This is a genomic window from Mesorhizobium mediterraneum, from assembly GCF_002284565.1.
GTDB classification, from domain to species: Bacteria; Pseudomonadota; Alphaproteobacteria; order Rhizobiales; family Rhizobiaceae; genus Mesorhizobium; species Mesorhizobium mediterraneum.
In genome coordinates, this window is record NZ_NPKI01000015.1 from 667,748 (window position 1) to 680,235 (window position 12,488).

Sequence of the window (12,488 nt, forward strand, 5' to 3'; positions counted from 1 at the left end):
CATGCCGCATCACATTCTGGTCGCCGACGATGATCCGCACATCCGCGAGATCATCTGCTTTGCGCTCGAAAAGGCCGGGATGAAGACGGTTGCCGTGTCCGACGGCGCCGCCGCCCTGCTGGCGATCGAGCGCCGCGCCCCCGATCTTGTCGTGCTCGATATCGGCATGCCGGAGATGGACGGGCTGGAGGTCTGCCGGCGGCTGCGGCACACATCGGACGTGCCGGTGCTGTTCCTGTCCGCGCGCGATGAAGAGATCGACCGCATCCTCGGCCTCGAAATGGGTGGCGACGACTATGTCACCAAGCCGTTCAGCCCGCGCGAGCTGGTCGCCCGCGTCAATGTCATCCTGCGACGCGCCCGTCCGACAAAGGCGGAACAGACCGACGACAGGCAGTTCTCGCATGGCAGGCTGGCTTTGGTGCCGGCCAGCCACGCCGCCAGCTTCGATGGCAGGCCGCTGGTGCTGACGGGAATCGAATTCGCGATCCTGAAAGGGTTTCTGGCGCGACCGGCGCATGTGCTCGGCCGCGACATGGTGATGGCCAATGCCTATGCAGCCAACATCCATGTCGCCGATCGCACCGTCGACAGCCATATCCGCAACATCCGCGCCAAGCTGGCGGCGGCCGGCTGCACGGACGCGATCGAGACCGTGCATGGCGTCGGCTTCCGGCTGGGCCGGTGCGGCGCGTGAGCGCCCAAAAATGGATTGGCAGCAAATGGCGGCCGCGCCTCGCCACCATCGTTGTCGCCATCCTCATCATGGTGATGGCGCTGCCGCTGGTCGGCCTGTTCTTCTTCCGGCTCTACGAGAACCAGCTGATCCGCCAGACCGAGGCCGAGCTGATCGCGCAAGGTGCCGCCCTTGCCGCCATCTATGCGCAAGAGGTCCGCGACGCCGGCATCCCGGCCGAGAAGCTCGGAGCGGCCGTGCCTGCCGCCAGTGCCAGCGATCCGAACTCTCCCTACCGGCCGATCGAGCCGCGCCTCGATCTTGCCTCTGACTCCGTTCAGCCGACCCGGCCTGTGGCCACTGCCGCCATCGTCGATCCCGCCTTCTCAGCGGTCGGGGCACGGCTGTCGGGCATTCTTGCCGAGACGCAGAAAACCACGCTTGCCGGCTTCCGGCTGCTCGACGCAAAAGGCGTCGTCATCGCCGGACGCGAAGAGGTCGGCATGTCGCTCAGCGCCGTCGAGGAGGTTCACGCAGCACTTGTCGGCCGCTACGCCAGCGCGCTCAGGCAGAGGATCTCCGACGAGCCGCCGCCATCGCTCTACTCGGTGAGCCGCGGCACGAGAGTCCGCGTTTTCGTCGCCCTGCCGGTCGCGGTCGCCGGCAAGGTCGCCGGCGTGGTCTACCTGTCGCGAACGCCGAACAACATCGTCAAGCACCTCTATGGCGAGCGCGGCAAGGTGGTGCTGGCGGCGATCGCCATCCTCGGCGGCACGCTGCTCATCGCGCTTGTCTTCCTGCGCACCGTCAGCCGGCCGATCTACGCGCTGATGGAACGCACGAAGCGCATCGCCGCAGGTGACCGCGAGGCGATCAGGCCGCTCGACCACCACGGCACAAGCGAGATGGCAGCGCTGTCCGCCGCCTTTCTCGACATGGCCGAAAAGCTGCATGCGCGCTCGGACAGCATCCAGACCTTCGCCACGCATGTCTCGCACGAGCTCAAATCGCCGCTGACGGCGATCCAGGGGGCGGCCGAGCTGCTGCGCGATTCGGGCAGCGCGATGGATGAGGCCGAGCGGCGGCGGTTCTCGAACAATATCGTCACCGATGCCGTGCGGCTCAACCTTCTGGTGCGCCGCCTGCTCGACCTGGCGCGCGCCGAAAATCTTGCCCCCAGCGGCGAAAGCACGTCGCTTGGTGGCGCACTGGCGCTGCTGCCGGCCGAAGACAGGCTGGCGGTTCGTATCGAGGCGGGCGGTGATACCGGCCTGCGCATCTCGGCCGAGAACGCGGCAATCGTGCTGGCCAATCTCATCGACAATTCGGCGCGGCATGGCGCGACGCTGGTTTCGATGACAGCGGCGAGCGCGGACGGCAAGGCAACGATCCAGGTGAGCGACGATGGCGCCGGCATTTCGCCCAGCAACCAGGCCCGCATCTTCGAGCCATTCTTCACCACGCGCCGCGATTCAGGCGGCACCGGCATGGGCCTCGGCATCGTGCTGGCCCTCCTGAAATCGCATGATGGCACGATCCGGCTGGTTGACTCCGAGCGCGGCACGCGCTTCGAGATCATCCTGCCGGTTGTATGAATTGGAGCCTGATTCCGAAAACCGGCGTTCGGGATCATGCTCTAGAACTGGAGAAGCGAAAAAGTGCGCTACGACGTCGTGATCATCGGTGGAGCCATCGTCGGCTCCTCGATTGCCTATTATCTGCGCGGGGAAGGATTTTCGGGCTCGATCGCGCTGGTCGAGCGCGACCCGCAATTCGCCCATGCGGCAACGACGCTGTCCTGCGCTTCCATTCGCCAGCAGTTTTCGATTCCCGAGAACATCCGCCTGTCTCAGTTCACGCTGAAGCTGTTCAGACGGCTGACGGAAGAATTCGGAGCCGATGCCGATATCGGCTTTCGCGAAGGCGGCTATCTCATCCTTGCCGGCGAGAACGGGCTGCCGATTCTGCGGGCCAACCACGAGGCGCAGATGGCCGAGGGCGCCGACATCGTGCTTGAGGATGCGGATGCGTTGGTGCGTCGCTTCCCATGGCTGTCGGCCGAGGGCATCACCGCCGGCGCCTATGGCCGCAGCGGCGAAGGCTGGTTCGACGCGCATGCCATGCTGATGCTGTTCCGCAAGGCGCTGCGGGGCAAAAACATCGATTTCATCACCGCTGATGTGACCGGCATCGAGCGCCAGGGCGATCGTGTCACCAGCGTCAGCCTCGGCAATGGCGAGCGGCTCGAGGCCGGCATAGTCATCGACGCCGCCGGGCCGAATGCCGGCCAGGTGGCTGATATGGCCGGGCTGGCGCTGCCGGTGGAGCCGCGCAAGCGCAATGTGTTCGTCTTCGAGGCACGCGAAAAATATGCCGACATGCCGCTGCTGGTCGATCCCTCAGGCATCTATGTCCGGCCAGAGGGCTCGGTCTACATCACCGGCGGCGCCGAACCGGAAGAGGGCGACGGTCCTGCCGATCCTGGCGATTTCGAGCCCGACTGGCCGCTGTTCGAAGAGGTGATCTGGCCGGTGCTGGCCACCCGTATTCCCGCCTTCGAGGCGATCAAGCCGACACGCGCCTGGGCCGGCCATTACGATTACAACACGCTCGACCAGAACGCGGTGATCGGCCCGCATCCTGAGGTGAAGAATTTCCTGTTCGCCAACGGTTTTTCCGGTCACGGCCTGCAGCAGGCGCCGGCCGTCGGCAAGGCGCTGGCCGAGCTGATCGTGCATGGCGGCTACCGCACGGTGGATTGCACGGCGTTTGGATACAGCCGTGTCGCCGAAGGGCGGGCTTTTCGGGAATTGAATGTGATCTAGCAAGAAGGGCGGGTGCGCCGCGACGGTCCTTTTTGCCGCTGGAGGGACAGAGGGGGGCGCGAAGGATCGCGACAGGCGATGCTGCGGTGCAGAGGCCTAGCCAGGCCGTCAACCCTCGCGGCCGAACCAGAAGGCGTCGGGCATGCGCTTCATGCCGATCCGCTCGTAGAAGCCGACGGCGTCGGGCACGGAAATCAGCGAGATGGCGACGGACGGCCCGAGCTGCCGCCGCACTTCGTCGAGCAGGCCCTTGCCGATGCCGAGCCCTTGCGCCGATTTGCAAACGGCGAGCTCGGAAATGTAGCACACCCACGAAAAATCGGTGATGCCGCGGACGAGGCCAATCAGCGGCTTGCCAGGCGCATCGAGGCGCGCCGTCAACACCATATCCGCGCTGGCAAGCATCGTCTTCAAACGGGCTTCGTCATCGATGGGCCGAGTGGCGCCGAGGCCGGATTCCACCAGCACGCGGCGGAACTCGGCAGCGTCGAGGGCTGGTTCTCTGGCGTAGAGGATTTTGGACCGCGTTGTCATGCCGGTGAAAGTGCACCATAGGGCGGCGGTTTTGAAGCTGTTTGGTGCCGATCTTGTGTTCCGGACCACGAGCGAAGACAGCTGCCTTTTATTTGCCCGCCTCTTTGTGTAAACCGGGCGCCAACACATCCCCCGCAGCGAAAAGAAGACGGGCAAAGACCATGGAAAAATTCACCAAGCTCACCGGCGTCGCCGCGCCGATGCCAATCGTCAATGTCGATACCGACATGATCATCCCCAAGGATTATCTCAAGACGATCAAGCGCACCGGGCTCGGCAGCGGACTGTTCGCCGAAATGCGCTACAAGGACGACGGTTCGGAAAACCCGGACTTCGTGCTCAACAAGCCGGCCTATCGCAAGGCGCAGATCCTGGTCGCCGGCGACAATTTCGGCTGCGGCTCCTCGCGCGAGCATGCGCCGTGGGCGCTGCTCGATTTCGGCATACGCTGCGTCATCTCGACCTCGTTCGCCGACATTTTCTACAACAACTGCTTCAAGAACGGCATCCTGCCGATCACCGTCAGCCCGGAGGATCTGGAGAAGCTGATGGACGACGCTTCGCGCGGCTCTAACGCTACGGTGTCGGTCGACTTGGAAGCCAAGGAAATCCGCGGACCGGACGGCGGCGTGGTCACGTTCGACCTCGACGACTTCAAGCGGCACTGCCTGCTCAACGGGCTCGACGACATCGGCCTGACCATGGAGAAGGCCGACGCCATCGCCTCGTTCGAGAAGAAGAACGCCGAGCTGCGTCCCTGGGCCTGAACGGTACGATGACCCCGGCTGCGGCAGGCCGGGTTTGTGGCGGCTGAACGGAGGGACAGTCATGACACGCTCGCTTCTTGCCGGCGCCTGCGCGCTGGCGTGGATTCTGACGCCGGTGGCTGGCGCGCATGCACAGACCGACATGGTGCTCGTGCCGGCTGACGATTCGTCCGGCGGGGCCGCCGACCAGGGCGCGTCGAGCAATGCGGCCCTAGCCGAAGATGACAGCCAAGCACCGGTCCCGTTCGAGGGCGGCCAGCTGACCATCACCCAGCAGGAAGAGTATGGCGAGAAGGTGCTGGCCTATGACGGCAAGCAGCTGGCGAGCAACTACGACGTCTTCTTCGACAGGATTGTCGAGGTCGGCGGCATCAACGTGGCGCTGGTCGATGTCGGCGACGGCGGCAATCAATGCGGCCCGGCCAAGGTGATCGTGTGGAAGCCGGAAGGCGGCATGATCCAGAGCATCACGGTCGAGCAGGACGAATGCGGCGCGCCGCCGGCCGCGGTGTCCGACAGCGCCATCTATTTCGTGCCTTATCTCTTGCCGGGAGCTTCGAAACCGACGCTGCAATGGTCGCCTACGGGCGGATTGTCGACCTCGGGCAATCTCACCTACATGCCGGAACCGGGCACCGGCTGGAAGGATATCGATCCGGCGAAATACGACAACATCATCGACGCCTTCCGCAATGAGGCCGTCTACAAGGCGGCTGAAAAGCTGCTCGGCAAGGACATGCCCGACATGGCGACCAGCCTGCTGGTCGGCGGCGGCACCGAGAAGACCGCCTCGGGCGGCGCCTTTTATGCCAGCGGCTGCGTGCCGCACGATTGCGGCGGCAATGACGGCTTCATGGCGGTCGATCCGGCCAACCAAAAGCTCTATTTCGCCCGCCGCGGCGACAAGCCCGAGCCGGACGCATGGCCGGCGCGGACCACGTGGCCGGCCGAGGTCATGGAAGCGATGGACAAGGCGCTCGGCTCGCCGAATTAGCTCCTCTGCTTCGCGCCGTCATCCCGGGTGCCGCCGAGCGGCGGCAGTCGTAACCTTAGAACATCAACAAAAAAGCCCGGCCATGGCCGGGCTTTCCGTCGAATAGAGATTTCTATCAATCGCCATCGATCGCCGTGGCCATGCGGGCGATGGCCTGTTGATAGACGCTCGCGGAATTCCAGCCAGCAATTGCGCCCATATTCGCCTGATAACCCGCGCCGGCCTGCCAACCATGACCCTTGAGGAAGTTGGCAGTGGAAGCCAACGCAGTGCTCTTGTCGCGCAGATTTTTGTTGCCGACTCCATACTTCAAAACGTTTCCGGGGAGGAACTGCGTGTGGCCAATCTCGCCATGAGCGGCACCGACCGACGAGGCGCTCAACGCTCCGCGATCAACCAGCTTCAGGGCTGCAACGCCATGCGGGTAAAAGAACTCCGGACGGCGGCAATCATAGGTAAGCGTTAAAATGGCAGAGACCGTATTCTGTTTGCCCATGGAGGCGCCGAAGCCAGTTTCCATACCCCAGATGGCGAGCAACACACCCGGCGGTACGCCGTAGGTCCGTTCGATCTTGTCGAACAGCGCCGCGTTCGACTTCTTCAGCGCACGGCCCTTGGCAATGATCGCGGATCCGCCACGGCGCTTCATGAAACTTTCCACCGAGCCGCTGAAAGCCTTATGAAGGGCGCGGTCGACGGCGATCGTCTTTGTTGCGTAGGTCGCGCGAGCCAGAGCGGCTAGACCCTTCGAGCCTACACCGTTGGCCCTAGCCTCCGCGGCGAAATCTGCCTTCCACGCTTCGAAGCCCGCACTCGTCTTGCCGCATTGGGCGGCCTGCGCACCTGTTGCCGCCGCAAGCATCATCAATGCTGCCGCTGCGTAAATCTTTCCCTTGGCAAGAAATGCCATGTTGCTCTCCTGGTTGCCTGGATCACGTCCCAAATACGAATTTGCCAGCGAAACGCTCGCTTGTCACTGTTGGAGCGGCGTTCGTCCACTTGGACGCAGTACGCTCTGACACTCTAATCTGCGCATCGTGCTTTCTGAAAATCGATCCTGATTTTCGGGCCGATGCGCTAAGAAGTCGTTTACGTATCCCCGCCGCAGCGCTGGCGAATGCCGGAGAACTTGCTTACGATCAAGTAATTATTGTGGCGGGGGCTGGAATATTCATGGAAGACGTTGACGTCGTGGTCATCGGCGCTGGCTCGGCGGGACTTTCCGCCGCCAAGACCCTGCGTGCAGCCGGCCTTTCTTTCAAGCTGTTCGAAGCGATGAACCGGATCGGCGGCCGCGCCTGGACCAGCGATCAGCATTTCGGCGTCCCTTTCGACATCGGCTGCGCCTGGCTGCATGCGGCCGACCGCAATCCCTACTTTCCCGAGGCGCAAGCTGCTCGCTGGACGCTTCACCATCACGACATGAATATCGATCATCTCTATTATCGCGACCGAAAGGCGAGCGAGGACGAAGAGGCCGCAATGAAGGCGGCCGATATCAGGCTGTTCGAGCTGCTGGCGGCGCATGAGGTCAGGGATGGCGACGACGACCGCCTTTCGGCGTTGCTGGCCAGGGGCCATGCGCCGCGCGCCGCCGCCACCTTCGCCGGGCCAATGGATTTCGGCGCCGACGAGGACGAGATATCGATCCGCGACTTTCAGGCCGCCGCCGATCTCGAGCCGAACTATTTCACCAAGGAGGGGTTCGGCGCATTGGTCGCCCGTTTTGGCGCCGACGTGCCGGTCGAGCTGTCGACGCCGGTGCGGAAAATCCTCTGGGATGTGCCTGGCGTCGCCTGCGTCACCGATCGCGGCACCATTCGCGCCAAGGCGGCCATCGTCACCGCCTCGCCGGCGGTGCTCGCCTTCGAGGAGATCGAATTCGCGCCGGCGCTGCCCGACACGCATTTCGCTGCCTTCTTCGACCTGCCGATGGGCATGCTGACCAAGCTGCCTGTGGAGATCAGGGGCACAAGGCTCGGGCTTGAGCCGTTCGATGACCTGCTGATCGAGCGGCTGGCCCGGCACGACATCTACTTCCTTTGCTTTCCCTTCGACCTCGACCTGATGGTCGGCTTCGTCGGCGGCGATTTCGCCTGGGAGATGTCGGCGGCGGGCGAGGCGGCAGGCGTCGACTTCGTCGTCGACCGGCTGTGCGCCATTTTCGGCGGCGACGTCAGAAAACATGTCGGGCGCGCCATGATGACCAATTGGGGCGGCGAGCGGTTCGTGCGCGGCGCCTATGCGGCGGCCCGGCCCGGCCGTTCGCGGGCGCGCGCCACGCTGATGCAGCCGGTGGCCGAAAAAATCTTCTTCGCCGGCGAGCATCTGGCCGGCCCGCTGATGCAGACCTGCGGCGGCGCCAGGCTATCGGGCGAGGCGGTGGCGAGAATGGTCGCCGCCCAGCTTGCGGCAAAATAGCATCGGCAGGAACGCCGGCCGCTGACGGGCGTTTGGGCGAAATGCCGCTCCGCACTATATCCGGGCCTGACGATCTAAGACCTGATGATTTGAGATTGGGATGAAGCTCTTCGATTGTCCGCATTGCGGGCACCGCCTCTACTTCGAGAACGCCCAGTGCCTGAACTGCGCCAGCTCCGTGCTGTACGATCCCGGGCATGCGCGCTTCGTCTTGTCCGGCACCGGCGGCGTTTTCCACTGCACCAATGCCGACGAGTGCGCTTGCAACTGGATGGCGGAACCAGGTCATGCCTTCTGTCGCGCCTGCATGCTGAACCAGTTGATCCCGGACCTTTCGGTCGATGGCAACCGCCGTCGCTGGATCCGCGTCGAAGAGGCAAAGAAGCGGGCAATCTATTCACTGCTCGCTGCCGGACTGCCGGTCGCACCCAAGCGGAATGCCGGCGACGAGGTCGGCCTCGCCTTCGACTTCCTCGCCGATCCGATCGGCGGCGGTCCGGGTGGCGGACGTATCCTGACCGGCCATGGCAACGGCCTGATCACGCTCAATGTCGCCGAGGCGGATTCGGCCGAGCGCGAAAGACGGCGCGTCGAGATGGGCGAGAACTACCGCACTTTGCTCGGCCATTTCCGCCATGAGCTTGGCCACTACTACTGGGACCGCCTGATCCGCGATGACCCGCAACGGCTCAGCGCCTTCCGCGCATTGTTCGGCGACGACCGCGTCGATTACGAGCAGGCGCTGAAGGCCTACCATGCCAATGGTGCTGTGCCCGACTGGCAGCAGGGCCACATTTCGGCCTATGCCACGTCCCATCCCTGGGAGGACTGGGCCGAGACATGGGCGCACCATCTGCACATCACCGACACGCTGGAGATGGTGCATGCGCTGAATTTCCCGCTCGGCCGGCTGGAAACCGTGGAGGCCAACGACCTGTCGCGGGGCGACACCGGCGGCGAGCTGCAACCGGCGCCGTCGGAACCTGGCGCCGTTCCCGAACCGTTCGAAAAGATCCTGGCCCGCTGGCTGGTGCTGTCGGAAGCGTCCAACTCGATCAACCGCTGCATGGGCCTGCCGGACCTCTATCCCTTCGTCATCTCGGAGGTGACCGCACAGAAGCTGGCTTTCGTCCATGAACTCCTGACCGGTGTAGCGAAAGAAACTGGAACAAAACGTGAGCCGGCCGAGGCATTTTAGCCGGAACGCATGAGGTTTTGTTTCGTTTTCGTTCGCGAGGGATTACGAAAACGGAGCGAAATCATGAAACGCATACTGCTTCCTGCTGTCGCCGGAGCGCTTGTCGCCATGTCGGGCGCAGCCTTGGCCGATACCGCCGTCTCGGCTGTCGCCGATCTCAACGTGCGCGCCGGCCCCGGCCCGCAATACCCGGTCATCGGCACGCTCGCTGCCGGTCAGTCGGCAACCCTCGAGGGCTGCATCCAAAACAGCAAATGGTGCACCATTGCGGAGGCCAATGGCCAGGGCTGGATCTATTCCGACTACGTGACGGCCGATTTCGGCGGCAACGACGTTGTCCTGACCCGGCGCCCGGCCGACGCAGGCATCGCCATCGTCGAAGCGCCCGCCGACATGGACTATGACGATACCTATACCGGAGCGATCGTCGCTGGCGAGCCGATCGAGCCGATCAGGCGGCCTCCGGCCGAAGTCCGCACCTATATCGACACGAACCGGCTCGACCCGGTCTATCTCGAGGGCGAGGTGGTTACGGGCGCGACCTTGCCCGATACCGTCGAGCTGCGCGAGATTCCGGACTATGACTACCGCTATGTCTATGTGAACGGCCAGCCGGCACTGGTCGATCCGGGCACCCGACGCATCATGTACGTCGAGCGCTGACATAACCAAGCAACCAGGCCGGCCGCTGGGGCAAGAGCAACGGCGGCCGCCTCGGTCCGATATCGTTTCATCCAGAGCTTCGCGCTGGAGCGGCGTGCCGCCGCTCCAGCTTTTTGAGCACCGGATTTTCCCAAAAACAGTTCCACTTTTGGGTCCGATGCTCTAGATCATGCGACCCGATGCATCAGGCAAGGAACCCGCGTGACGATCGATCCAACCGCTTTCGAGCGTTACCGGCATATTCCCAACGCCAAGACGACCCTGCCGCGCCTGCTGCTCGGAACGGCGATCGTCATCCTGTTCTGGGTCGCGACAACCGTCGCCGTGCTGTTCGGCGGCGCCTATCTTTTTGTTATCTGGCAGGCATCATCGGCCCCGATAGAAGGAGGGGCGGTGCAGAATTTCATGGCTTCGCCCGCCGGAATCCTCGCCGCGCTCGCTTCATTTGCCGGAATCTGGCTCGGCCTGTGGGTTGCCATGCGCTGGGTCCATCGCGAGCCGCTGATGGCGCTGATCGGCACCAGCCGCCGCGTCTCGCGCTCGGGATTCCTCAAGGGATTGGCCGCGGTGCTGATCACATCGCTGCTCTCCGAAATCCTGCTCTATCTCTTGCAGCCCGAGATTGCGCGCGGTGCGATCGGCCTGTCGTCCTGGCTGCTGTTCCTGATCCCGATCGCTGCGCTGACCCTGCTACAGACCTCGTCCGAGGAAGTGCTGTTCCGCGGCTATCTCCTCAGGGGCCTGGCCAACCGGTTTAAAAACCCCTTTATCTGGGCATTGCTGCCAGGACTTCTGTTCACCTCGATGCATTGGAGCCCAAGCTCGAGCGCCGCCATCAACGCCTGCGTGCTGGCCTCGATCGCCGCTTTTGCGCTGCTCCTGACGCTTGTGGTCTATGTCACCGGCAATCTCGGCGCGGCCTTCGGCGCTCATCTCGGCAACAATCTGACCGGCTTCCTGCTGATTTCGCACCAGCAAAGCTACAATTCCTTCGCCCTGTTCAACGCCAAGCCGCTCGAAGGCGCCGGCTGGACGACGCTTGATGCCGTCCTCATCGCAGCGATCGGCATCGTCTGCAGCCTGTTGACGATCCTGCTGCTGCTGCATCCGCGCTCGCCGCTGAAGGTTGAGCCGGATAGACCATGATCCCAAAAAGTGGAAACCGGTTTTTGGGTAAGATCATGGTCAAGCAAACAACTGGCGGGCCAAGCTGATGCGCATCGCACTGGCGGTGACCGGAACCATCCCCTCCAGGGGCTATGGCGGCACCCAGCGCCAGGTCGACTGGTTGGCTGGGGAATTTGCCCGGCTTGGCCATCGTGTCGTGCTGATTGTCGATCCCGGCTCGAGCCACCCGCTTTGCGAGGTGCGGCATGCATCTTCGGAAGCGCAATGTCGGGCCGCCATCCCCGCGGACGCCGATATCGTCCACTTTCACAGCTGGTTTCTCGACGTTCCCTTCCCGACCCTCAACACCGCGCACGGCTTTTCTCCGGAAAAGCCCAGGCCCCAGGCAAACTGGAGTTTCGTCAGCGCCAGCCACGCGCGCAACCACGGCAGGAAGACCTTCGTCTACAACGGCTTTCCGACTGACACCTACCGCCTGGCCGGTTTGAAGAACGACCACCTTCTGTTTCTCGCCGGCATCGCGCGCGCCAGCAAGAATCTGAATCGCGCGGTCGATCTCGCGAAAAAATTCAATTTGCCCCTCGATATCGCCGGCGGCTCGCGCTGGAGGCTTTTGACGCGCAGCCAGGTCCGGCGCGATGGCGTCTTCTTCAAGAGCCTGGGCAGCCGCTTTCGCTTCCATGGCGTCGTTGATGGTGAGGAAAAGCTTCGCCTGCTGGGCGCGGCAAAGGCCTTTCTCAACCCGATCGCCTGGGAAGAGCCGTTCGGCATGGCGCCGGTCGAGGCCATGCTGTGCGGAACGCCGGTGCTGACAACGCGGCGCGGCGCCATGCCCGAGATCGTCGACGACGACACCGGACGGTTCTTCGACAGCGATGAGGAATTTGCTGCGGCCCTCGACGCGATCGCCGGCCTTTCCCCGCAGCGCTGCCGGGACTCTGCCGTCGACCGATTTCCAATCTCCCGCACCGCAAAGGGCTATCTCGATCTCTATGCCCGGATCCTCGACGGCGAAACGCTGCCGTGAATCGCCCCTTTTTTCCTTCTCCCCTTGTGGGAGAAGGTGGATTGGCGCGTAGCGCCGAGACGGATGAGGGGTGTTGGACGGAGTGCCGTCGCAGCCAAGCTGGAGCACCCCTCATCCGAAGAGCTTCGCTCGGCCACCTTCTCCCACAAGGGGAGAAGGGAAGGGCCGCACCTGGCCGTATTCGGCCCACGCCTTGACTCCGCGCCCGATTTCCTGTCTACACGCCGCGAATTCCGCGACGAGTATCCCTCCGAG

At 63.7% G+C, this 12,488-nt stretch carries 12 protein-coding genes; 10 read left to right on the forward strand and 2 right to left on the reverse strand.

Translation table 11 applies throughout. The features are described 5' to 3' along the window. Position 1: 1 nt before the first annotated feature. The 3 genes from CIT25_RS12655 to CIT25_RS12665 all read left to right on the forward strand — a co-directional run bounded on the left by CIT25_RS12655 (position 2) and on the right by CIT25_RS12665 (position 3,501). Positions 2 to 697 (forward strand): response regulator transcription factor, encoded by a 696-nt coding sequence (locus CIT25_RS12655; RefSeq protein WP_095484830.1) that lies wholly within the window; start codon positions 2 to 4, stop codon positions 695 to 697. Then, the gene (locus CIT25_RS12660; RefSeq protein ID WP_425351741.1) at positions 694 to 2,271 is read left to right on the forward strand and encodes a sensor histidine kinase; all 1,578 of its coding nucleotides are present in this window, start codon (positions 694 to 696) and stop codon (positions 2,269 to 2,271) included. Before CIT25_RS12655 ends, CIT25_RS12660 begins: the two co-directional genes overlap by 4 nt. Before the next feature lie 63 nt (positions 2,272 to 2,334). Next, entirely contained in the window at positions 2,335 to 3,501 is a 1,167-nt protein-coding gene (locus CIT25_RS12665; protein WP_095484832.1) for an NAD(P)/FAD-dependent oxidoreductase, read from the forward strand. A gap of 108 nt (positions 3,502 to 3,609) precedes the next feature. Here CIT25_RS12665 and CIT25_RS12670 read toward each other — a convergent pair whose 3' ends face one another. Further along, a complete protein-coding gene (locus CIT25_RS12670) occupies positions 3,610 to 4,035 on the reverse strand; it encodes a GNAT family N-acetyltransferase (protein WP_095484833.1) in 426 nt (141 codons plus the stop codon). A gap of 161 nt (positions 4,036 to 4,196) precedes the next feature. Between CIT25_RS12670 and leuD the strand changes: the two genes are divergently transcribed. Both leuD and CIT25_RS12680 read left to right on the forward strand, forming a co-directional pair. Then, the gene (leuD, locus tag CIT25_RS12675; RefSeq protein ID WP_095484834.1) at positions 4,197 to 4,802 is read left to right on the forward strand and encodes a 3-isopropylmalate dehydratase small subunit; all 606 of its coding nucleotides are present in this window, start codon (positions 4,197 to 4,199) and stop codon (positions 4,800 to 4,802) included. Positions 4,803 to 4,863: 61 nt separating this feature from the next. Continuing rightward, positions 4,864 to 5,796: a hypothetical protein gene (locus CIT25_RS12680; RefSeq protein WP_095484835.1), complete on the forward strand. Its 933-nt coding sequence runs from the start codon at positions 4,864 to 4,866 to the stop codon at positions 5,794 to 5,796. Between the two features lie 115 nt (positions 5,797 to 5,911). Here CIT25_RS12680 and CIT25_RS12685 read toward each other — a convergent pair whose 3' ends face one another. Further along, on the reverse strand, positions 5,912 to 6,706 hold the full coding sequence (locus CIT25_RS12685) for a lytic murein transglycosylase (protein WP_095484836.1): 795 nt from the start codon (positions 6,704 to 6,706) through the stop codon (positions 5,912 to 5,914). Positions 6,707 to 6,969: 263 nt separating this feature from the next. On the opposite strand from CIT25_RS12685, the gene CIT25_RS12690 reads away from it, so the two are divergent. The 5 genes from CIT25_RS12690 (at position 6,970) to CIT25_RS12710 (ending at position 12,233) form a co-directional block, all read left to right on the forward strand. Beyond that, positions 6,970 to 8,217 carry a flavin monoamine oxidase family protein gene (locus CIT25_RS12690; protein ID WP_095484837.1) on the forward strand — a complete coding sequence of 416 codons (1,248 nt, stop codon included), beginning with the start codon at positions 6,970 to 6,972 and terminating at the stop codon, positions 8,215 to 8,217. A gap of 100 nt (positions 8,218 to 8,317) precedes the next feature. Continuing rightward, a complete protein-coding gene (locus CIT25_RS12695) occupies positions 8,318 to 9,415 on the forward strand; it encodes a zinc-binding metallopeptidase family protein (RefSeq protein ID WP_095484838.1) in 1,098 nt (365 codons plus the stop codon). A 63-nt stretch (positions 9,416 to 9,478) separates the two neighbouring features. After that, positions 9,479 to 10,078: a DUF1236 domain-containing protein gene (locus CIT25_RS12700; protein ID WP_095484839.1), complete on the forward strand. Its 600-nt coding sequence runs from the start codon at positions 9,479 to 9,481 to the stop codon at positions 10,076 to 10,078. A 201-nt stretch (positions 10,079 to 10,279) separates the two neighbouring features. Further along, entirely contained in the window at positions 10,280 to 11,224 is a 945-nt protein-coding gene (locus CIT25_RS12705; protein ID WP_095484840.1) for a CPBP family intramembrane glutamic endopeptidase, read from the forward strand. Positions 11,225 to 11,291: 67 nt separating this feature from the next. After that, positions 11,292 to 12,233, forward strand: coding sequence for a glycosyltransferase (locus tag CIT25_RS12710; protein ID WP_095484841.1), 942 nt, complete (start codon positions 11,292 to 11,294; stop codon positions 12,231 to 12,233). Positions 12,234 to 12,488 lie beyond the last annotated feature (255 nt).